Consider the following 21,723-nt stretch of genomic DNA (forward strand, 5'->3'; position numbering starts at 1 on the left):
CAGCGGCGGTTTCAGCCGCGGTGCCATTCTCTGGATCGTCAGTTGGTTCCCACGACGAACTGTCCCATCGATGCCGGTAGTGACCGATGGTCGCAGTCGTAGAATCACTTTGACCGAGGGCCGGGTTGCGCCGTTGAGCCCACCTCGTTCGCGTTGCAGCACGTCGTCTGCCGATCCATTCCAAGCGGCAGCCGGGTGCGCCAGACGTGCGCTGAAAGGTCTGTTCCCGGGGAGGGGGCGTATCGGAAGAGCACACTTTTTGACTTAGTGACCTGCACCAGGAAACAAGAATGAACGTCCGCGAACTCCTGCAATCCAAGAAAGAAGCTGTCATCACCATCGACGCCGAAGACACCATCGGTGCCGCCGCCCACAAGATGAGCGCGAACAGGATCGCTGCGCTGGTGGTGATGAAGGACGATGCCCCGGTCGGCATCATTTCCGAAAAGGACATCGTGCGTACCCTGGCCGACGACGGCCCGCAGGCCGGCCGCCGGGTGATCTCCAGCCTGCCGTCCACCGGTCTGGAAGGCATTGCGCCGGAGGCCACCCTGAAGCAGGCCATGTCGTTGATGACGTACTCGCGGCGCCGTCATCTGATGGTCACTGAAGGCACCCGACTGGTCGGCATCCTCAGCCTGGGCGACATCGTGAAGAACCTGTTGGGCGAGCTGGAACTGGAAAAGGCCGTGCTGCAGGACATCTACATGGCGGCGCACTGAGGACTGGATCCTTGGACGCAGAGAAGCCGGGCATTGCCCGGCTTCTTCGTTCACGGCATCGGTGAAATCAGAAAGTGACCTTCACCGAGTCGGCGCTGTACTTGGCTGGGCCGTGGTAGACCACTTCAATGTTGTTGCCATCGGGATCGAGCACGAACGCGCCGTAGTAGCCCGGATGGTAGGGGCGTTCGCCCGGTGCACCGTTGTCGGTGCCGCCGGCGGCGATGGCTGCAGTGTGGAAGGCATCAACGGTGGCGCTGTCGCGCGCTTGGAACGCCAGGTGGTGGCGGCCGGTCAGCTGGCCGGCGGCAGCCTCGCTGCTGGCGCTGGAAATGAACAGCTCATCGGCCCAGAAGTAATCATCGCCTTCGCCGGCGATTGGAATGCCGATCGTATCGAACACCGCCTGATAGAAGCGGCGGCTGGCGGCCAGGTCACGCACCACCAGCTGGATGTGGTCGATCAATCGCCCACGGTGCAGTTCCATCGTTTCCATACGAACCTCGTAAAAAAGGGGACGGAGTCGGTAGCGCCGGGCCGTGCCCGGCGAGCGCGCAGCGCGGCCTGCTCAAGGCCGCCGGGCATGGCCCGGCGCTACCGGAATTGTGCCCCTTTCCGGGTCAGACGTTGGCGATGATCTCGACCCAGTAGCCGTCCGGGTCCTTGATGAAGGCCAGGTTCTTCATGCGGCCGTCGGTCAGGCGCTTCTGGAAGGTCACGCCCAGGTCCTCGAAGCGCTGGCAGGCGGCCTCGATGTCCGGCACCGACACGCAGATGTGGCCGAAGCCGCGCGGGTCGCTGTTGCCGTCGTGGTAGACCGCACCGTCCTGGGTCTCGGTGCCGTGGTTGTGGGTCAGCTCCAGCACGCCCGGCAGGCCGGCCATCCACAGGCGGCGCTGGGCATCGTCTTCCGGCACCACCGTACCGGCCGGTACGTAGGCAAGGAAGTACAGGCTGAACTGGGCGTCCGGGAAGTCGCGCTTGTCGATCAGCTGGTAGCCGAGCACGCGGGTGTAGAAGTCCAGCGAGGCGGTGATGTCCTTGACCCGCAGCATGGTGTGGTTGAACACGAAGCCGGTGGTTTCGGCCGGGGCCTGGGCGGCGACGCCGGGGACATCGCGCAGGGCGGGAATGGTCATGGGGGAGGTCCTTCAGACAGGGCCGTTGCAGGCCGGATGGGGTCATTCTACCGGCCGTCACCTGATGGCACCGCGACGTACAATGGGTGGATCGCACCGTTCTGTTCTGAGCATTGCCCGCCATGTCGCAGCGTGAATGGGTGGCCGCTGCCATCCGCAAGATCGAAGCCGATTTCAACCGTTCCGCCGATACCCACCTGATCCCGTTGGCGCTGCCCGGGTTCGAGGGCATCGACCTGTACCTGAAGGATGAATCGAGCCATCCCACCGGCAGCCTCAAGCACCGGCTGGCGCGCTCGCTGTTCCTGTATGCGCTGGCCAATGGCTGGTTGCGCGAAGGGCGGCCGGTGATCGAGGCGTCCAGCGGCTCGACCGCTGTCTCCGAAGCCTATTTCGCGCGACTGCTCGGTTTGCCGTTCATTGCGGTGATCCCGGCCACGACCTCGCCGGAGAAGATCGCGGCGATCGAATTCCATGGCGGTCGCTGCCATCTGGTCGAGCGTGCCTGCGACCTCAACGGTGAATCGGAAAAACTGGCCCGTGAAACCGGCGGCCACTTCATGGACCAGTTCACCTATGCCGAGCGCGCCACCGACTGGCGGGCCAACAACAACATCGCCGAGTCCATCTTCAAGCAGATGGCGGAAGAGCCGAGCCCGGTTCCGGAATGGATCGTGTGCAGCCCCGGCACCGGCGGTACCGCAGCGACGCTGGGCCGCTATGTCAGCTACCGCCGGCATGACACCCGCATCCTCTGTGCAGACCCGGAAGTATCGGTGTTCTTCGACGGATACCAGTCCGCCGTGGCCGGTGAGCAGGACTGGCGTGGCCTGACCTGCAGCGGCGGTTCGCGCGTGGAAGGCATCGGCCGGCCGCGGGTGGAGCCGAGCTTCATCCCGACCAGTGTGGATGCGATGGTGAAGGTGCCCGACGCGCTGAGCCTGGCCGCGATGCGCCATGTCAGCCGCCAGCTCGGCCGCCGCGTCGGTGGCTCCACCGGCACCAACTTCATTGGTGTGCTGCAGGCCGCGCAGTGGATGCGCGAGGCGGGCCATCAGGGCAGCATCGTCAGCATTCTGTGCGACAGCGGCGAGCGTTACGCGCAGAGTTACTACGACCCGGCATGGTACGCGCGGCAGGGCATTGATGTTGAGGGCGCCGATGCACAGCTGGCCGCCGCAGTGGCCGGGCAGGGGTTGCCGGAACTGCCGTGGTGCAGCCTGGAGGCGCTGTAGGTCGGTTGACGTTGTCGCCGGGCCACGCCCGGCGATCACGAGGGCGTCTCAATACCCCGCCGCGGTGAACGCATCCAGCACCGCATCACGCAGCGCATCGGGCAAGGCCTCGATGTCCATCGCGCGATCATCCAGGTGCAGGCTCGGGTCCAGCATGCTGGCGCGGCCTTGGGCCAGCGCCTGCAGCCACAGCAGCACGCAGATCACGAACTCGCGCTCATGGCCCAGCCGCAGCTGGCTGGCGCCGCGTTCGATCACTTCGAACGGGTACCACTCCTGGGCATCGCTGAACGTGCCGCCCTGCTGCAGCACAGCCTGCAATTGCTGCAGGTGACGCGGGGCGTCGTCGTCGGCATCGCACAATGCGGCGATCCAGGTCAGTTCGGCCGGGCTGGCGGACAATGCCAGTGACCGGGCCGGTGAGGCGGATGCAACTGCAGCCAGACCTTCCATGTAGGGCCTCGTTCGGTGCGTACCGCTGCGGACTCCCCCGCAGCCAGAGCTTCGAACCGCGACCGTAAGGCCGACGTGAATACCGGGCCGCGCCCCCTTGTCAGCCCCGCCTGCCAGCGCCATATCTACTGGGCTGCCCGCCTGCCGGGCCCGTACCCTGGAGATCTGCCGTGACCGTTGCCAACCCCCTGCTCGATTTTTCCGGCCTGCCGCGCTTCGAGGCCATCCGCCCCGAGCACGTGGCGCCGGCGCTGGACGTGCTGCTGGCCGCGGCCGAAGCCGCCGTCAGCGCGGCCGAGCAGGTGCAGCCGGTCACCTGGCAGACCTTCGTTGCCCCGCTGGACGATGCCACCGAGCGGCTGTGGCGTGCCTGGGGCCTGGTCGGCCACCTGCAGGGCGTGGTCAACACCCCGGAACTGCGTGAGGCCTACAACAGCAACCTGCCACGGGTGACCCGCTTCGCCAGCGCGCTGGGCCAGAACCTGGCGTTGTACCGGCAGTACCAGACACTGGCCGACAGCCCGGAAGCCGCAGGCTTTGACGAATCCCAGCGCAAGGTGCTGGACAACACCCTGCGCGATTTCCGCCTCGGTGGTGCCGAGCTGGCGCCGGAGGCGCAGCAGCGCTTCGCGGCGATCAAGGAGGAGCTGTCGGCACTGTCGGCGAAGTTCTCGCAGAACGTGCTGGACGCTACCGATGCGTGGTCGCTGATCATCGAGGACGAAGCGCGACTGAAGGGCCTGCCGGAAGATGTGAAGGCGGCCGCGCATGCCGCAGCACAGAAGGATGGCAAGGCCGGCTGGAAACTGACCCTGCAGATGCCGTGCTACCTGCCGGTGCAGACCTGGGGCGAGGACCGCGACCTGCGCGAGATCCTGTACCGCGCCAGTGCGCAGCGTGCGTCCGAATTCGGCGACGACGCGCTGGACAACAGCGGCAACATCGACCGCATCCTGGCCCTGCGCGCGGAACTGGCCGCGCTGCTCGGCTTCGGTTCGTATGGTGATTATTCGGTGGCGACCAAGATGGCGCAGGACCCGGCCGAAGTGCTCGGTTTCCTGCGTGACCTCGCCGCGCGCGCCAAACCGTTCGCGGCCAAGGACCGTGCCGAGCTGGAGCAGTTCGCGCGCGAGCAACTGGGTATCGAGCAGCTGCAGGCCTGGGACCTGGCGTTCGCCGCCGATCGCCTGAAGCAGGCGCGTTACAGCTATTCCGAGCAGGAAGTGAAGCAGTATTTCACCGAGCCGAAGGTGCTGGGCGGCCTGTTCTCGGTGATCGAACAGCTGTACGGCCTGCGTGTGCAGGAGGACAGCGCGCCAGTGTGGCACGAGGATGTGCGCTTCTTCCGTCTGGTCGATGCGCAGGGCGCACTGGTTGGCCAGTTCTACCTGGACCTGTACGCGCGCGAAGGCAAGCGCGGTGGCGCGTGGATGGATGATTGCCGCAACCGCCGCGTGCGCGCGGACGGCAGTGTGCAGACGCCGCTGGTCTACCTGGTGTGCAACTTCGGTCGCGGTGCCAATGGCAAGCCGGCTACCTTCAGCCACAACGAAGTGACCACGCTGTTCCATGAGATGGGCCATGGCCTGCACCAGCTGCTGACCCGCATCGGCGAGCTGGGCGTGGCCGGCATCAACGGCGTGGAGTGGGACGCGGTCGAGCTGCCGAGCCAGTTCATGGAGAACTTCTGCTGGGAATGGGAGCACCTGCAGGCGATGACCGCGCATGTGGACAGTGGCGAGCCGCTGCCACGCGCGCTGTACGAACGCATGCTGGCTGCACGCAACTTCCATAGCGGCATGGCGACCGTGCGCCAGCTGGAGTTCGGCCTGTTCGACATGCTGCTGCACAGCCAGTTCGAACCGGCGCAGGACAGCGTGCTGGCGCTGCTTGATCGGGTGCGCGCGGAGGTGGCGGTGAACCATCCGCCGGCCTGGAACCGCTTCCCGCACCAGTTCAGCCACATCTTCGCGGGGGGCTATGCGGCCGGCTACTACAGCTACAAGTGGGCCGAGGTGCTGAGCGCCGATGCCTACGCCGCGTTCGAGGAGGCGCCGCAGGCGCTCGCGGAAACCGGTGCACGCTTCCGCGATGAGATCCTGTCGCGGGGTGGCAGCCGCCCGGCGGCGGAGAACTTCAAGGCCTTCCGCGGCCGCGCACCGCAGATCGACGCGCTGCTGCGCCATTCGGGCATGGCGTAAACCGCTCTGGTAGGTGCCAACCTTGGTTGGCACTTCCTGGCAATGGTGCGGACCAAGGTCCGCACCCACCGGAAAGCGGTGCTTATTCGGCGTAGATCATCTTCCGGGTCATGCCGCCGTCGACGACGAAGTCCTGGCCGGTGGTGAAGCCGGACAGTGACGACAGCAGGTACACCGCCAGCGCGCCGATGTCCTCGGGCTGGCCGACCCGGCCGACCGGGTGCTGCGCATGGTCGATGGCCGAGTACTCAGGCTCATGGCGCCGTGAGGGTGCCTGCCACGCAGTGGTGCCGATCCAGCCAGGGCTGATGCTGTTCACCCGCACCGCCGGGCCGCTGCTGATCGCCAGCGCATGGGTAAAGGCCACCAGTCCGCCCTTGGCCGCGGCATAGGCTTCGCTATGTGCTTCGGATTGCCAGGCGCGGGTGGAGGCGGTGTTGATGATCGCACCGGCAGCGCTGGCGGTCAGCGCGGGCAATGCATGCTTGCTGCACAGGAACGCGCCGTGCAGCGAGGACAGCCGGCGCTGCCACTCATCCCACGCCATGTCCTGCAGCCGCGTGCCGTGCGGGCCGGCGATGCCCGCGTTGTTGACCAGTCCGTCGATGCGGCCGAAACGCTGCAGCGCCACGGCGATGAAGTCGCGCACGCTGGCTTCGTCGGTGATGTCCAGGCGCTGGAACGCGGCGTCATCACCGCGCTGCCATTCCGCCAGGCACGCCTCGCCGGCCTCCACGTCCAGGTCGCCGATCAGCACGCGGCCCCCGGCACCGAGCACGGCCTGGGCAATACCGCGACCGATACCGTTGGCGCCCCCGGTGATCAGCGCCACCTTGCCCGACAGCGGCGCGGCCGGCCATGCGGCAATCGGCGGCACCGTGCTCACGTCAGGTCTTCGCCACGCAGGCGGCGATGCCAGCCGTCCACGCCGATGCGGTCCAGGGTCTGGATGTTGCGCTCGACGATCACGTCCGGGTCCGGATAGACGTCCACCGCGCGTGCCACGCTGTCCTCGCGCAGCAGGTGCAGGGTGGGGAAGGGCGCACGGTTGGTGTAGTTGCTGGCGTCGTTGGCGGCCACGCCTTCGAACTGGTAGTCCGGATGGAAGCTCGCCACCTGCAGGATGCCCTGCAGGTCCAGCGCTTCGATTGCCGCGTCGGCGTTGTCGAGGAAATCGTTGTAGTCGAGGAAGTCGGTCAGCACCTGCGGATGCACGATCAGCGTCGTGTCGATCTGCTCGGCCGGCGTATCGCGCAGCAGCACCAGCTCCTCGGCCAGCTGTTCGACCAGCGCTTCGGGCGTGGTCGCATCACTGAGCACGAAACGGACCTGGTCCTTCACGTACACCGCCTTGGCGAACGGGCACAGGTTCAGGCCGATGACGATGCGCTCCAGCCACAGGCGGGTGGCGGCGATCGGGTCATCGGTGGGCAGGTGGGTGTCGGTCATGGCGGGCACGTCGGCTGGCGGGGCGGACATTGTAGGCAGTGTGCCGCTGCCGCGCTGTTCACTGTGCAGGAACTGGACAGTCGCCATGCTGGAAATTCCCGCCGATTCAAGCCCTTGCGGGCGACCGCTGGATGGCCGATTGCCTGTCGCGGACGGCGGGCGTGGAATGGACGCACGACACAGGAGGACACCCATGACTGCATCTTCCCCGTGGCTGCCGGATGCCCTTTGGGCCGGCGCCTTCTTCGATGGTCATTGGCAGGCGGCCGAGCAACGGCAGCCGGTGATCGAGCCGGCCACCGGCAACACCCTCGGCGAAATCGGCCTGGCCGACCCGGCGCAGGTAGCGCGTTCGGCGGCGGCCGCTGCACAGGCGCAACAGGCGTGGGCGTCAGCGCCTTACGAGCAGCGCGCGGAGGTGCTGCGCAACGCGGCACGCCTGGCCGAGGAACACATCGACACCCTGGTGGAGTGGCTGGTGCGCGAAAGCGGCTCGACACGGCTCAAGGCCCGCTTCGAAGCGAAGGTGACGATCAAGGCGCTGCACGAAGCTGCGGCGCTACCGTCGCGCAGCACCGGCGAGATCCTGCCCTCCGAGCCGGGTCGGCTGAACCTGGCGCGACGCCGGCCGCTGGGCGTGGTCGGCGTCATCTCGCCCTTCAACTTCCCGCTGTACCTGGCCATGCGCGCGGTGGCGCCGGCCATCGCGCTGGGCAATGCAGTGGTGCTCAAGCCGGACCCGCGCACGGCGGTGTGCGGCGGCGCGGTGATCGCACGCCTGTTCGAACAGGCCGGTCTGCCGGCCGGCGTGCTGCACATGCTGCCCGGCGATGGCGCGGCCGGTGCAGCGCTGACCAGCGATCCGCACGTGGCGATGATCCAGTTCACCGGTTCCACCGCCGCTGGACGCAAGGTCGGCGAAGCGGCGGGCAAGCACCTGAAGAAGGTCTCGCTGGAGCTGGGCGGCAAGAACTCGCTGATCATTCTCGACGATGCCGACCTCGACCTGGCGGTGGCCAACACCGCGTGGGGCGTCTACCTGCACCAGGGCCAGATCTGCATGGCGACCGGCCGCGTGCTGGTGCAGCGGAAGATCCATGACGCATTCCTGCAGAAGCTGGTGGCCAAGGCCAATTCGCTGAAGGTGGGGGATCCGGCACGCGAAGAGGTGGCCATCGGCCCGCTGATCAATGCCGGCCAGCGTGACCACGCCGCGCGCGTGGTCGAGCAGGCGCTGCAGGCCGGTGCTTCGCTGGAGGCAGGCGGTACGCACCGCGATCTGTTCTTCGCGCCGACCGTGCTTGGCAACGTCTCTGCCGACAATCCAGCCTTCAACGAAGAGATCTTCGCGCCAGTGGCGGTGGTCGTGCCGTTCGACGATGACGACGATGCCGTGCGCCTGGCCAACGACAGCGAGTACGGGCTGTCGATGGCGATCGTGTCCAGCAACGTCGGCCGCGCGCTGAAGATCGGCGAGCGCCTGCGTACCGGCCTGCTGCACATCAACGACCAGACCGTGAATGACGAGGTGATCAATCCCTTCGGCGGCGTCGGTGCGTCCGGCAACGGCACCAGCATCGGTGGCCCCGCCAACGGGGAAGAGTTCACCCAGTGGCAGTGGTTGACCGTCAAGGGCGAAGCGCCCGCTTACCCGATCTGATCGAAGGAGCCATCACGATGAACGACAAGACCACAACCCACGAGATCACCGCCGCCGTGGTCCGCGGCAAAGAACAGCCCTTCGTCATCGAGCAGGCCCGGCTGCGTGGCCCGCAGGACGACGAGGTATTGGTGAAGGTGGTGGCGACGGGCCTGTGCCATACCGACCTGATCGTGCGCGACCAGTACTACCCGGTGCCGCTGCCGGCAGTGCTCGGCCATGAGGGGGCTGGCATCGTTGAGGCGGTGGGCCCGAACGTGCGCGACCTCAAGGTGGGCGACCATGTGGTGCTGACCTATGGCGCCTGCGGTCACTGCAATCCCTGCCGGGGCGGCCACGGTGCCTACTGCAAGGACTTCTTTGCGCTGAACTTTGGTGGCGACGATGGCCACGGCCATACCGCGATCACCGATGCGCAGGGTCAGCCGCTGCACGACCATTTCTTCGCGCAGTCTTCGTTTGCCACCTTCGCCATCGCGCGCGAGATCAACGCGATCAAGGTACCCGACGATGCGCCGCTGGAACTGCTGGGCCCGCTCGGCTGCGGCATCCAGACCGGTGCCGGTGCGGTGCTCAATTCGCTGCAGGTGCGCTCGGGCAGCAGTTTCGCCAGCTATGGTGCCGGCGCGGTGGGCCTGAGCGCGGTGATGGCGGCGAAGGTGGCCGGTGCCACCACCATCATCGCCATCGACGTAGTGCCCTCGCGGCTGGAGCTGGCGCTGGAACTGGGCGCCACCCACGTGGTGAACAGCCGCGAGACCGACGTGATCGAGGCCGTACGCGCGATCACCGGCGGTGGTGCGGACTTCGCGCTGGAATCGACCGGTCGCCCCGAGGTGCTGTCGGCGGGTATCGAGGCGCTGGGCGGCTTGGGCATGATGGGCGTGGTCGGCGCACCGAAGCTGGGCACCACCGCCAGTTTCGATGTGAACAACCTGCTGCTCGGTGGTCGCAGCATCCGCGGCATCGTGGAAGGCGACAGCGTGCCGCAGGTGTTCATTCCGCAGCTGGTCACGCTGTTCCTGCAGGGCCGCTTCCCGTTCGACAAGCTGGTGAAGTTCTACCCGCTGGAACAGATCAACCAGGCGGCGGAGGACAGTACGAAGGGAATCACGCTCAAGCCGATCCTGCGCATCGCAGCGTAAGGGTGGGGAGGGTTTGCAGGGCTGCGCCCTGCACCCGCCGAAGCAACGTCCACGGCAACGGCAAAAGCGGGCATTCCGTGGGATGGCGGGGTGGGCCCGGTTGCGGGGGACGCCGTAAACCCTTCCCTGGGGGCTTGGCAGCCGCATCCATGCGGCTGACACCCCCGCAACCGGACCCACCCCGCCTTCGACAGGTTCCCGCCGCTGTTGGTCGGCACGGGGTCGGATCCGTTTTCCAAAGGAAAACGCCTCTGACCCCGTGTTTGAACCGTTGGCGGAAACATTCCGTTGTCGGAACGTAACGTGGCGTTGCCGCCGACGGGTGTAGGCTGCGTCCATGATGGCCACGACAGTCGGGCAGCAACAACTGGTGGCGGCACGTGCCGCTTTCGCCGAGGGCGATGCGCGCTCATTGGGCGTGTTGCCGCTGCCGCTGCAGCAGTCATGGCTGCGTTCGCGCGCGGCGGGCCTGCTGCCCGGGCAGGAGCCGGACTACCGTCCGTTGCTGGGTGATGGCCGGCATCTTTCCGATCCCGGCGACCGCCGGCTGGCGCGCTGCGTGCGGCCGGAGCTGGAACAGTTGTGGGCCGCCTTTGGTGGGCGTGGATGGACGATGTTCTGCGCCAATCGCGAAGGCGTGGTGATCGCGCAACAGGCCCATGGCCTGGAAGATGCGCCCCTGCTGCGACCGATCCAGGTCGGTCGGCGACTGGGGGAGACGGAGATCGGTACTACCGCCCCGGCGGTGAGCCTGGCTGACGATGTGCAGGCGCTGGTACGCGGCAACGAGCACTACCTGCAGCGCTTTGCGCCGGTGTTCTGCCTCAGCGAGCCGCTGCATGATCTTGAGGGGCAGGTATGCGGGGTGATCGATATCACCGGCCTGGGTGAGCGCGATCCCTCGTTGCTGCAGGGCTACTTCCGGCAGGCCGCGCTGGCCAGCGAGAACCGGTTGTTCCACGCGCTTGCCGACGTGCACCTGCTGGCGCTGCAGCATGATCCGCGCTGGCTGGCGTCGCCATTGCAGGGGCTGCTGGCGGTGCAGGAGGATGGCCAGCTGCGCGCGGCCAACCGTGTTGCGCGGCGCCTGCTGGGCCTGCCGCGTCGGGGGCCATTGCCGTTGTTGAACCTGGAAAGCGTGTTTGCCGGCGCCAGTGCCGCGCAGCGGCGGCGCCTGCTGCAACCCGGGGCGCCGCATCGGGTGCGGGTAGGCGAGGGCAGTGCGGTTTACCTGCAGCACCTGCAGGCGCCGCGCAAGGTCGCTGGCCGCAGCGCGCAAAGCCCTCCAGCGGCGACGATGAATACACCGCTGCTGCGTGATCAGCAGCGTGAAGCGGCGCGCCGTGCGGCGCAGGCGGCGGACGGCAATCTGAGCCTGGCCGCTCGCCAGCTGGGCATCTCGCGCACTACGCTGTACAAGCTGCTGCGCGGTTGACGTTGCAGTCCGCCGGGCCATGCCCGGCGGGCAGATCAATCGCGGAAATTGTTGAACTGCAGCGGCAGCTCGAACTTGCCTGCCTTGAGTACGGCAATGGCGTCCTGCAGGTCGTCGCGCTTCTTGCCCTGCACGCGCAGCTTGTCGCCGTTGATCTGGCTTTCGACCTTCAGCTTGGCTTCCTTCAGCGCGGCAGCGATCTTCTTGGCGATCTTCTGCTCGATGCCCTGCTTGACGGTGATCTTCTGCCGGGCCTGGGCCAGGTTGGTCTCGATGTCGCCGAACTCCAGGCTGAGCACATCGATGCCGCGCGCGGCCAGGCGGGCACGCAGGATGTCGTTCATCTGCTTGAGCTGGAACTCGGTCGGCGCAGTCTGGTTGATGACATCGCCATCGCGCTCGAACTTGGCGTCCACGCCCTTGAAGTCGAAGCGGGTGGCCAGTTCGCGGTTGGCCTGGTCGATGGCGTTGGTCAGCTCGTGGGTGTCGACTTCGGACACGACGTCGAAGGAAGGCATGGGCGGGCTCCGCGGAATTCAGTGGCTGCCATTCTATCGCGGCGCCCATGCCCGGCGCCCGGCGGGGCGCGCGGTCGGCGATAATGGGCCATGAACGTGCAACGCTCCCCTTCGCGCGCGGTGGCCTGGATGGTCGCGGCGGTCGCCTGTTTCTCGCTGATGGACGCTGGCATGAAGCAGCTGTCGGCCAGCTATCCCACGCTGGAAGTGACTTTCCTGCGTGGTGCGGCCTCGTTGCCGTTCGTGCTGGTGTGGGTGCTGGTCAGCGCCGGCCCGCGCTCGCTGATCCCGCGCCGCTGGGGCCTGCACCTGCTGCGTGGCGGGCTGGGCATGGCGATGATCGGCTGCTTCGTGTTCGCCCTGCGCGACCTGCCGCTGTCCACCGCCTACACCATCTATTTCGTCGCCCCGTTGTTGATCGCTGCACTCTCGGTGCCGCTGCTCGGTGAACGGGTCGGGCCGCGGCGCTGGGTTGCCATCGGCATCGGCCTGGTGGGCGTGCTGGTGGTGCTGCGGCCGGGCGTGGATGGCTTCATCTCGGTACCGGGGCTGATGGTGCTTGCTGCGGCCACCGCCTATGCCGTGGCAGCGATCACGGTCAGCCTGCTGACCCGCACCGATACCTCGCAGTCGATGGTGGTCTGGTTCCTGGTGATCATGGCCATCGGTGCCGGGCTGCTGTCCATTCCCGGTTGGGTGCCGCTGCAGCTGGCACATGCCCCGCTGATCGCCGGCATGGGACTGGCCGGGGCACTGGGCCAGATCGCCCTGACCAAGGCCTTCCAGCTGGGCGAGGCCTCGATGATCGCGCCGCTGGAGTACAGCGGGCTGGTCTGGGTGATTGGCTGGGACCTGGCCTTCTGGGGCCAGCTGCCTGATGGCTATACCTGGGTGGGCGCGGCGATCATCGTGGCTTCGGGGCTGTACCTGCTGCACCGCGAGCGGGTGAACCGGCAGGAGCCGCCGAAGCCGCTGGATCACCCCTGAGCCGGGTGGGCCAGGATCCGACCCCGGGGTCGGGTCCCCACAGGGGCCCTAACCCCAGCCAATGCGTCGGCGCGGGCGACTTAGAACCAAAAGGAATAACATTCTGGCCCATGGCGCGGGCGCGCGACCGCCTGCGCTGGTAGGCTGCACGCCCCCTTCCGTCACCCAGCCGGTGAGCCACGCCCGTGATCGAGTTCCAGCGCCTGCACAAATCCTATGCCGTTGCCGGCCGCGAAGTCAGCGCGCTGCAACCGCTGGACCTGACCATCGAGGCCGGTGAGGTCTTCGGCATCATCGGCCATTCCGGCGCCGGCAAGTCGACCCTGATCCGCATGATCAACCGCCTGGAAGAGCCCAGCGGTGGTCGCCTGCTGATCGGTGGCGAGGATGTCACCGCACTGGATGCGGACGGCCTGCGCGCACTGCGCCGGCGCATCGGCATGATCTTCCAGCACTTCAACCTGCTGTCCTCGCGCACGGTGGCCGGCAATGTCGCCTTCCCGCTGGAGCTGGCCGGCACACCGAAGGCGGAGATCGACGCGCGCGTGGCCGAGTTGCTGCAGACCGTGGGCCTGGAGGCGCACGCGCAGAAGTACCCGGCGCAGCTGTCCGGTGGCCAGAAGCAGCGCGTCGGCATCGCCCGCGCGCTGGCGACCCGCCCGCAGATCCTGCTGTGCGATGAGGCGACCAGTGCGCTCGACCCGCAGACCACGGCCTCGGTGCTGTCGCTGCTGTCGAAGATCAATCGCGAGCTGGGCCTGACCATCGTGCTGATCACCCACGAGATGGATGTGATCCGCCGTGTGTGCGACCGCGTGGCCGTGCTCGACGCCGGCCAGATGGTCGAGACCGGGCCGGTCACCCGCGTGTTCCTGCACCCGCAGCACCCGACCACGCGCCGTTTCGTCAGCGAATCGGAGCATGTGGACGAGGGCGCGCTGCACCGCGATTTCGACGTGGTGGGCGGCCGCATCGTGCGCCTGACCTTCCTCGGCGGCGACACCTACGAACCCCTGCTTGGCAGCGTCGCGCGCCAGACCGGGGTCGACTACAACATCCTGTCCGGCCGTATCGACCGGATCAAGGACACCCCGTATGGCCAGCTGGTGGTCGCCCTGGTGGGCGGCGACCAGTCCGCCGCGCAGGCCGCGTTCGTGGCCGCCGGCGTGCATGTTGAGGAGCTGCGTCGATGATCATCGCTACTGCCGGCGGCTTCTTCCGTCACCTGGATGCGGGCAAGTGGGCCGACATCGGCCAGGCCACCATCGACACCCTGCTGATGCTGCTCGGTTCGCTGCCGCTGACCCTGGCCATCGGCCTGCCCCTGGGCGTGCTGCTGTATCTGTTCGGCGCGCCGCAGATGAAGCGCCGGCCGTTCGCCTATGGCGTGCTGGCGCTGGTGGTGAACCTGCTGCGCTCGGTGCCTTTCATCATCCTGATGATCGTGCTGATTCCGGTCACGCTGTTCCTGATGGGGACGTCGCTGGGTGTACGCGGTGCGATCGTGCCACTGGTGATCGGTGCTGCACCGTTCTATGCGCGCCTGGTCGAGACCGCGCTGCGTGAAGTCGACCGGGGCGTGATCGAGGCGACCCAGGCGATGGGTGCCACCACCTGGCAGCTGGTCACCCGCGTGCTGCTGCCCGAAGCGCGCCCCGGCCTGATTGCCGGTGCGACGGTCACCACGGTAGCGCTGATTGGTTTCACCGCGATGGGCGGTGCGATCGGCTCCGGTGGCCTTGGCGACCTGGCCTTCCGCGACGGCTACCAGCGCTCGCACACCGATGTGGCCCTGGTCACCGTGGTCCTGCTGCTGATCCTGGTGCAGCTGCTGCAGATGCTCGGCGACCGCCTGGTCGCGCACTACAGCCGCAGATAACAGAATGCCGGGCGGCGCCCGGCATCTCGTTCGGGTAGTGCCGGCCGCTGGCCGGCAATCCCACGTGCGATCAACGCACGTTCGGCACTTCGTAGCCCAGCTTCCCGACCTGTTCCGGGTGCTGCGGCACGCGCTTGAGCTTGTCGGTGTTCACGCCGTACTCGTCACGCAGGCGCTCGGCCAGCTCCTTGTACAGCGCCTTGTCCATGTCCGGCGTGCGCGAGAAGATCCAGGCCATCTCACGGCCGGGGTAGCCGATCAGCGCCCACGAGTAATCCGGCGCCACTTCCAGCACCCGCGAATGGGTCGGCACGACGCGGTAGAACCAGGTGCGCCAGCCGTGGTTGCCGCTGTCCGGGTCGACGCTGGCGCGGGCACGCACTTCCTGCAGCGGTTCGCCGAAGCCATCACGGTAGCGGTAGGTGATGCCGACCTTGTGCGCGTCGCGCAGCTCGTACTCGTTGACGCTGGCGACATGGCCACGTTCGATGAAGTTCGGCACGCGGCCGATCACATACCAGGTGCCCATGAAGCGCTTCAGGTCGATCGGTGCGTCCAGGGCAGCTGCACCAGAGGCACTGGTACGGGGCGACGGCGGCTCACTGGCGGCCACGGCGGGGCCGGCCAAGGAAAGGGCCAGCAGCGCGGCGCAGAGCGGGCGGATCGAAGTCATGCGGGAGCGGGCTCCAGTGGGCTTGCACGCGCATGGTCGACTGTGTGCACGCGATCCGTCAATGGTGTCGCAACCTGTGAGAAGGGCCTTGCCCAAACTGTGTTGCATTGTCCACCGGAGAAGCCCCATGAACGCACGTTCCGTTCGCCGCCCTGCAACTGAACGCGTCATCATTGAACGCGCCGATCCACGCCTGCTGCGCAGCGTGCAGCAGGTGGCGCTGGCCGGCCTGGCACTGGTGCTGGTCTGGCCAGCCGCGCGCGGCAGCAACGCCTGGCTGGGCTGGCTGCCGATGTGGCTGGTGGGCATGCCGCTGGTGGCCTGGTGGGCGTTGCTGCGCTTCCCGCTGCCTGGACTGTCGTGGCTGCGGCTGGCCCGGCGTACCGGTGGACAGGCCCGTCGCCGGACCGGCGGCACGACCCGTGGCCGGCGCAGCCCCGTGGCCACGGCCTGACCTTCGACACGGGGGAGACCGCGACATTCCGTGCTAGCGTTCCAAGGCTTATGACTGCCTGGAGCTGCAATGTCACGACTCGCTTCCGCCTGCCTGCTGGCCGGCATGATGACCGCTGCCTCGGTGGGGACCGCCGTGGCCGCTGAAGACACCGACCGTTACGCCTGGCTCGAAGACGTCACCGGCGACAAGCCGCTGACCTGGGTCAAGGAACAGAACGCCAAGTCCGAGGCGCGCCTGGCGCAGACCCCGGCCTTCAAGCAGATGGAGACCAGCATCCGCGAGGTGCTCGACTCCGATGCCAAGATTCCCGGCGTGCAGAAGATCGGCGACTACTACTACAACTTCTGGAAGGACCAGCAGCACGAGCGTGGCCTGTGGCGCCGCACCACCCTGGCCGAGTACCGCAAGGCCTCGCCGCAGTGGGAAACCGTGCTTGACCTGGATGCGTTGAACAAGGCCGAAGGCGAGAACTGGGTCTGGCACGGTGCTGACTGCCTGCGTCCGGACTACAGCCGCTGCCTGATCGCGCTGTCACGCGGTGGCGCCGACGCCGATGTCACCCGCGAATTCGACCTGTCCAACAAGAGCTGGATCAAGGACGGCTTCTTCCGTCCGGAGTCGAAGGGCGGCCTCAGCTGGATCGATCGCGATACGGTGTTCGTCTACACCGACTTCGGTGCCGGTTCGATGACCACCTCCGGCTACCCGCGCGTGGCCAAGCTGTGGAAGCGCGGCACGCCGATGGCCTCGGCCACGGCCGTGTACGAAGGCAAGCCGGAAGACATGTACATCGCGGCGATGCACGATGACACCCCGGGCTTCGAGCGCAACCTGGTCAGCCGCACCCTGGCCTTCTACAACAACGAGATCTACCTGCGCGGCGACGACGGCACGCTGACCAAGATTGATGCGCCGAACTCGGCCGAGAAGGGCCTGCACAAGCAGTGGCTGACCCTGGAGCTGCGCGACCCGTGGACCGTGGGCGGCAAGACCTATGCCTCCGGTTCGCTGCTGGCCACCAAGCTGGATGACTTCCTGGCGGGCAAGCGCGACTTCGAGGTGCTGTTCACCCCGACCGCGACCACCTCGCTGGCCAGCGCCACCTGGACCAAGAGCCATCTGGTGCTGAACGTGCTGGATGACGTCAAGAACCGCCTGTCGGTGCTGACCCCGGGCGCCGATGGTTGGCAGACCAGCCGCTTCGTCGGTGCGCCGGCCTTTGGCACGCTGGGCGTGGCCGCGGTGGACAGCAACGACAGCGACGCGGTGTGGCTGACCGCTACCGACTACCTGACCCCGACCACGCTGGCACTGGCCGAGATCGGCCAGGCGCCGGAAACGCTGAAGACCATGCCGGCCTTCTTCGATGCCAAGGGCAAGGTGATCGAGCAGCACTTCGCCACCAGCAAGGACGGCACCCGCGTGCCGTACTTCGTGGTGCACGACAAGGCGATGAAGCTGGATGGCTCCAACCCGACCCTGCTGTACGGCTACGGTGGTTTCGAGATCTCGCTGACCCCGAACTACTCCGGTGGCATGGGCCGCGCCTGGCTGGAGAAGGGCGGCGTTTACGTGGTCGCCAACATCCGTGGTGGTGGCGAGTACGGCCCGCGCTGGCACCAGGCAGCGCTGAAGCAGAACCGTCACAAGGCCTATGAAGACATGGCCGCGGTGGCGCGCGATCTGGTCAAGCGCAAGATCACCAGCGCCAAGCACCTGGGCGTGCAGGGCGGCAGCAACGGTGGCCTGCTGACCGGCAACATGCTGACCCAGTACCCGGAACTGTTCGGTGCGGTGGTGGTGCAGGTGCCGCTGCTGGACATGAAGCGCTACAGCCATCTGCTGGCCGGTGCCTCGTGGATGGCCGAGTACGGCAACCCGGATACCAGCGACTGGGAGTTCATCAAGACCTTCTCGCCGTATCACCTGTTCAACGCGAAGAAGAACTACCCGCCGGTGCTGTTCACCACCTCCACCCGCGATGATCGCGTGCATCCGGGCCACGCCCGCAAGATGGCGGCGAAGATGATCGACGCCGGCAAGGACGTGACCTACTACGAGAACATCGAAGGTGGCCACGGCGGTGCAGCCAACAACGCGCAGGCCGCACACATGTCGGCGCTGGCCTACAGCTTCCTGTGGGAACGCCTCGGCGGTAAGTGACGGAATGAAAAACGCCGCCTTCGGGCGGCGTTTTTCGTTGGGTCCGCGTATCCACGTGGCGTGGAGCCAGTAGATCCACGCCATGCGTGGATGCTGTTCGCGCAGGGCGATCAGGTGCCCCAGCTCTTCAGCCCACGCGCGATCCGCGCCACCGCCTCCTGCAACCGCGGCACTTCCTGCGTATAGGCCAGGCGCACATGCTGGTTGGCGCGATGGAAGCCGAAATCCAGCCCGGGGGTGAATGCCACGTGCTCGGTTTCCAGGAAGTGCGCGCAGAACGCCTGCGCGTCGTCGGTGAATGCGCTCACATCGGCGTACAGGTAGAACGCACCCTGCGGCTCGACTTCGATGCGGAAGCCCAGTTCGCGCAGTGCAGGCAGCAGGAAATCGCGGCGCTGGCGGAACGCCTCGCGGCGTTGCTCGAAGATCGCCATCGATTCCTCGCTGAAACAGGCGAGGGCGGCATGCTGAGCGATGCTCGACGCGCTGATGTACAGGTTCTGTGCCAGCTTTTCCAGATCGGGCACGGCCGCCGGCGGTGCCACCAGCCAGCCCAGCCGCCAGCCGGTCATGCCGAAGTACTTGGAAAAACTGTTCAGCACGAACGCGCTGTCATCCACCTGCAGCACGCTGGGCGCATCCAGGCCGTAGGTCAGGCCGTGATAGATCTCGTCCACCACCAGGTGGCCGCCCCGCGCGTGCAGGGTCTGCGACAGGGCTGACAGTTCGTCGGCGGAAAGCACGGTGCCGGTCGGGTTGGCCGGCGAGGCGACCAGCGCGCCGACGCTGTCGGCGTTCCAGTGTTGTTCCACCAGCGATGGAGTCAGCTGGTAGGCGGTTTCCGGCCCGACCGGCACCAGCTGCGCACCGCCTTCCACCAGGCGCAGGAAGTGGCGGTTGCACGGATAACCTGGGTCGGCCAGCAGCCAGTGGCGACCAGGATCGACCAGCAGGCTGCTGGCCAGCAGCAGCGCACCGGAGCCGCCGGGGGTGACCAGGATGCGTTCGGGATCGATGTCCAGCCCGTAGTGGCTGCGATAGAAACCACTGATGGCCTGGCGCAGGGCCGGCAGGCCACGTGCGGCGGTGTAGCGGGTATGGCCGGCGGCCAATGCGGCCTGGCCGGCACGCACGACCGGTTCGGCCGTGGTGAAGTCCGGTTCGCCGATTTCCAGGTGGATCACATCGTGGCCGGCCTGTTCCAGCGCCTGTGCGCGGGCCAGCAGCGACATCACGTGGAACGGAGCGATTTCATGGCTGCGCCGGCTGTAGCCCGGCGTGTGGGGCAGGGTACTCATCTGCCCATGGTACGCCGGTCGGCATGACCCATGACGATCCGCAGGGTTGCCGCATTGCAGGGATTGGGGTCAGATCCCTTTTCGGGAAAAGGGATCTGACCCCGCCGAAGACCATTGCATTGATGCGCCTGGAGCCTTATCTCATGAAATCCACTCTCTGCCTGTTGCTTGCGAGCCTGATGACCACGACCGCTACCGCCGCCACGCCGCCCGTTCCGCCGGATGCCGCCAAGCACCCGCATGTGGTCAAGGCGCCGTTCGGCGCGACCCGCAACGATGACTATTACTGGCTGCGCGACGACAAGCGCGAGAACAAGGACATGCTGGCCTACCTGCAGGCCGAGAATGCCTACGCTGACCAGCTGCTGGCACCGCTGAAGCCGCTGGAAGACACCCTGTACAAGGAGATCGTCGGCCGCATCAAGCAGGACGATTCCAGCGTGCCGGCGCGCGAGCGCGGCTACTGGTACTACAGCCGTTTCGAGACCGGCCAGGACTACCCCATCCACGCGCGCCGCAAGGGCAGCATGGACGCGGCCGAAGAGATCCTGCTGGACGTCAACACGATGGCCGCTGGCAAGGGCTACTTCAGCGTCGGCTCGATGGAGGTCAGCCAGGACAACCAGCTGCTGGCCTGGGCCGATGATGATGTGGGCCGCCGCCAGTACACGATCCGCTTCAAGGACCTGGCCACCGGCAAGGTGTTGCCCGATGTGATCACCGGCAGCTCCGGCGACCTGGTCTGGGCCGACGACAACCGCACCGTGCTGTATGTCGAGAACGATCCGGAAACACTGCTGACCGTGCGCGTGAAGAAGCACGTGCTGGGTACCCCGGCCAGCGCCGACACCGTCGTCTACGAAGAGAAGGACGACAGCTTCTACATGGGCATCGGCCGCACCCGCGACGATCGCTTCATCACCATCGGCGTGCACAGCACCGTGTCCTCGGAAGAGCGCTATGCACCCGCCAGCGACCCGACCACCTTCACCGTACTGGCCCCGCGCCAGCGCGATGTCGAGTACGACGCCGATCACTACGACGGCCGCTGGGTGATCCGTACCAACGATGGTGCGAAGAACTTCAAGCTGGTCACCGCACCGACCGATGCGACCTCGCGCGTGCAGTGGAAGGACTGGATCGCGCATGACGATGCGGTGTTCATCGAAGGCTTCGAACTGTTCGACGGCTACACCGCCATCGCCGAACGTTCCGAAGGCCTGGAACGCATCCGCCTGCTGTTCGAGGACGGTCGCAGCGACTACGTGAAGGCCGACGAGCCGGCGTACTCGATGGGCCTGGGCGACAACACCGAGGCCGATACGCCGTGGCTGCGTTACATCTACACCTCGATGACCACCCCGACCACGGTGTTCGAACTGAACACCGCCACCGGCGAGCGCCGCCAGCTGAAGGTGCAGCCGGTGATCGGCTATGACGCCTCGAAGTACGAAACCGATCGCGTCTGGATCACCGCGCGCGATGGCGTGAAGGTGCCGGTGTCGCTGGTCTACCGCAAGGGCTACCAGAAGGATGGCAAGGGCGCGCTGTTCCAGTACGCCTATGGCAGCTACGGCATGTCGATGGACCCGTACTTCAACCAGACCGCGGTGAGCCTGCTCGACCGCGGCGTGGTGTATGCCATCGCCCACATCCGCGGTGGCCAGGAAATGGGCCGCGACTGGTACGAGAACGGCAAGCTGCTGCACAAGCAGAACACCTTCAACGACTTCATCGACGTCACCCGAGGGCTGGTGGCACAGGGCTGGGCGGCGAAGGATCGCGTCGCCGCATCCGGCGGCAGTGCCGGTGGCCTGCTGATGGGCGCGGTGGCCAACCAGGCCCCGCAGGATTACCGGGTGATGGTGGCGCAGGTGCCGTTCGTCGATGTGGTCACCACCATGCTCGACCCGACCATTCCGCTGACCACCAACGAGTACGACGAGTGGGGCAACCCGGAACAGAAGCCGTACTACGACTACATGCTGTCCTACTCGCCCTATGACAACGTGAAGCAGCAGGCCTATCCAGCGCTGTTCGTGGGCACCGGCCTGTGGGATTCGCAGGTGCAGTACTGGGAACCGGCCAAGTGGGTAGCCAAGCTGCGTGACGACAACACCGGCCCCTACCCGATCCTGTTCCGCACCAACATGGAAGCCGGCCACGGCGGCAAGTCGGGGCGCTTCCAGCGTTACCGCGAGCTGTCCGAGTCGTATGCGTTCGTGCTGCAGCAGCTGGGCATCGCCCAGCCGTGATCGCGACAGGGTGCCGGGCACTGCCTGGCACCCTGAACCGGTATCCTTGCGGCC

Annotated in this window: 20 protein-coding genes; 12 read left to right on the forward strand and 8 right to left on the reverse strand. The window is 66.8% G+C overall.

Features of this window, described 5'->3' with window-relative positions:
* The first annotated feature begins 290 nt into the window (after positions 1-290).
* A complete protein-coding gene (locus tag RI032_RS11615; protein WP_005411115.1) occupies positions 291-722 on the forward strand; it encodes a CBS domain-containing protein in 432 nt (143 codons plus the stop codon).
* A 67-nt stretch (positions 723-789) separates the two neighbouring features.
* Here RI032_RS11615 and RI032_RS11620 read toward each other — a convergent pair whose 3' ends face one another.
* Positions 790-1,218 carry a VOC family protein gene (locus RI032_RS11620; RefSeq protein ID WP_019338853.1) on the reverse strand — a complete coding sequence of 143 codons (429 nt, stop codon included), beginning with the start codon at positions 1,216-1,218 and terminating at the stop codon, positions 790-792.
* 124 nt (positions 1,219-1,342) lie between these two features.
* Positions 1,343-1,861: a lactoylglutathione lyase gene (gloA, locus tag RI032_RS11625; protein WP_057503091.1), complete on the reverse strand. Its 519-nt coding sequence runs from the start codon at positions 1,859-1,861 to the stop codon at positions 1,343-1,345.
* 122 nt (positions 1,862-1,983) lie between these two features.
* Here gloA and RI032_RS11630 point away from each other — a divergent pair, with 122 nt between their 5' ends.
* Positions 1,984-3,096 carry a PLP-dependent cysteine synthase family protein gene (locus RI032_RS11630; RefSeq protein WP_010481349.1) on the forward strand — a complete coding sequence of 371 codons (1,113 nt, stop codon included), beginning with the start codon at positions 1,984-1,986 and terminating at the stop codon, positions 3,094-3,096.
* Positions 3,097-3,144: 48 nt separating this feature from the next.
* On the opposite strand, the gene RI032_RS11635 is transcribed toward RI032_RS11630, so the two are convergent.
* Positions 3,145-3,549: a hypothetical protein gene (locus RI032_RS11635; protein WP_010481352.1), complete on the reverse strand. Its 405-nt coding sequence runs from the start codon at positions 3,547-3,549 to the stop codon at positions 3,145-3,147.
* A gap of 170 nt (positions 3,550-3,719) precedes the next feature.
* Between RI032_RS11635 and RI032_RS11640 the strand changes: the two genes are divergently transcribed.
* On the forward strand, positions 3,720-5,750 hold the full coding sequence (locus RI032_RS11640; RefSeq protein WP_197656866.1) for a M3 family metallopeptidase: 2,031 nt from the start codon (positions 3,720-3,722) through the stop codon (positions 5,748-5,750).
* Between the two features lie 82 nt (positions 5,751-5,832).
* Here RI032_RS11640 and RI032_RS11645 read toward each other — a convergent pair whose 3' ends face one another.
* Both RI032_RS11645 and RI032_RS11650 read right to left on the reverse strand, forming a co-directional pair.
* Entirely contained in the window at positions 5,833-6,636 is an 804-nt protein-coding gene (locus RI032_RS11645; protein ID WP_322547030.1) for an SDR family oxidoreductase, read from the reverse strand.
* Positions 6,633-7,199, reverse strand: a complete 567-nt coding sequence (locus RI032_RS11650; protein WP_029550892.1) for a DUF1415 domain-containing protein — start codon at positions 7,197-7,199, stop codon at positions 6,633-6,635. Before RI032_RS11650 ends, RI032_RS11645 begins: the two co-directional genes overlap by 4 nt.
* A gap of 193 nt (positions 7,200-7,392) precedes the next feature.
* Here RI032_RS11650 and RI032_RS11655 point away from each other — a divergent pair, with 193 nt between their 5' ends.
* The 3 genes from RI032_RS11655 to RI032_RS11665 all read left to right on the forward strand — a co-directional run bounded on the left by RI032_RS11655 (position 7,393) and on the right by RI032_RS11665 (position 11,439).
* Complete coding sequence (locus RI032_RS11655; protein ID WP_197656868.1) at positions 7,393-8,859, forward strand: aldehyde dehydrogenase family protein; 1,467 nt, start codon at positions 7,393-7,395, stop codon at positions 8,857-8,859.
* Between the two features lie 17 nt (positions 8,860-8,876).
* A complete protein-coding gene (locus RI032_RS11660; RefSeq protein WP_043401040.1) occupies positions 8,877-10,004 on the forward strand; it encodes an NAD(P)-dependent alcohol dehydrogenase in 1,128 nt (375 codons plus the stop codon).
* Positions 10,005-10,341: 337 nt separating this feature from the next.
* Complete coding sequence (locus RI032_RS11665; RefSeq protein WP_322547031.1) at positions 10,342-11,439, forward strand: helix-turn-helix domain-containing protein; 1,098 nt, start codon at positions 10,342-10,344, stop codon at positions 11,437-11,439.
* 35 nt (positions 11,440-11,474) lie between these two features.
* On the opposite strand, the gene RI032_RS11670 is transcribed toward RI032_RS11665, so the two are convergent.
* Entirely contained in the window at positions 11,475-11,957 is a 483-nt protein-coding gene (locus tag RI032_RS11670; protein ID WP_010481366.1) for a YajQ family cyclic di-GMP-binding protein, read from the reverse strand.
* 90 nt (positions 11,958-12,047) lie between these two features.
* Between RI032_RS11670 and RI032_RS11675 the strand changes: the two genes are divergently transcribed.
* The 3 genes from RI032_RS11675 (at position 12,048) to RI032_RS11685 (ending at position 14,823) form a co-directional block, all read left to right on the forward strand.
* Positions 12,048-12,944 (forward strand): DMT family transporter, encoded by an 897-nt coding sequence (locus tag RI032_RS11675; RefSeq protein ID WP_010481368.1) that lies wholly within the window; start codon positions 12,048-12,050, stop codon positions 12,942-12,944.
* Positions 12,945-13,129: 185 nt separating this feature from the next.
* Positions 13,130-14,137 carry a methionine ABC transporter ATP-binding protein gene (locus RI032_RS11680; protein ID WP_010481369.1) on the forward strand — a complete coding sequence of 336 codons (1,008 nt, stop codon included), beginning with the start codon at positions 13,130-13,132 and terminating at the stop codon, positions 14,135-14,137.
* Positions 14,134-14,823: a methionine ABC transporter permease gene (locus RI032_RS11685; RefSeq protein WP_005411104.1), complete on the forward strand. Its 690-nt coding sequence runs from the start codon at positions 14,134-14,136 to the stop codon at positions 14,821-14,823. The genes RI032_RS11680 and RI032_RS11685 overlap by 4 nt, the downstream gene beginning before the upstream one ends.
* Before the next feature lie 70 nt (positions 14,824-14,893).
* Here the strand turns inward: RI032_RS11685 and RI032_RS11690 are convergent, their stop codons facing one another.
* Positions 14,894-15,496: a lipocalin family protein gene (locus tag RI032_RS11690; RefSeq protein WP_010481371.1), complete on the reverse strand. Its 603-nt coding sequence runs from the start codon at positions 15,494-15,496 to the stop codon at positions 14,894-14,896.
* 127 nt (positions 15,497-15,623) lie between these two features.
* Here RI032_RS11690 and RI032_RS11695 point away from each other — a divergent pair, with 127 nt between their 5' ends.
* Together RI032_RS11695 and RI032_RS11700 are read left to right on the forward strand one after the other, a co-directional pair.
* Entirely contained in the window at positions 15,624-15,950 is a 327-nt protein-coding gene (locus tag RI032_RS11695; protein ID WP_197656869.1) for a hypothetical protein, read from the forward strand.
* Positions 15,951-16,019: 69 nt separating this feature from the next.
* Positions 16,020-18,116: a prolyl oligopeptidase family serine peptidase gene (locus tag RI032_RS11700; RefSeq protein WP_010481373.1), complete on the forward strand. Its 2,097-nt coding sequence runs from the start codon at positions 16,020-16,022 to the stop codon at positions 18,114-18,116.
* A gap of 110 nt (positions 18,117-18,226) precedes the next feature.
* Here RI032_RS11700 and RI032_RS11705 read toward each other — a convergent pair whose 3' ends face one another.
* Entirely contained in the window at positions 18,227-19,414 is a 1,188-nt protein-coding gene (locus RI032_RS11705; RefSeq protein WP_057504335.1) for a pyridoxal phosphate-dependent aminotransferase, read from the reverse strand.
* 143 nt (positions 19,415-19,557) lie between these two features.
* On the opposite strand from RI032_RS11705, the gene RI032_RS11710 reads away from it, so the two are divergent.
* Positions 19,558-21,669 carry a S9 family peptidase gene (locus tag RI032_RS11710; protein ID WP_322547032.1) on the forward strand — a complete coding sequence of 704 codons (2,112 nt, stop codon included), beginning with the start codon at positions 19,558-19,560 and terminating at the stop codon, positions 21,667-21,669.
* The last annotated feature ends 54 nt before the right edge of the window (positions 21,670-21,723 follow it).

It is taken from the genome of Stenotrophomonas geniculata, from assembly GCF_034508895.1.
Classification (GTDB): domain Bacteria; phylum Pseudomonadota; class Gammaproteobacteria; order Xanthomonadales; family Xanthomonadaceae; genus Stenotrophomonas; species Stenotrophomonas geniculata.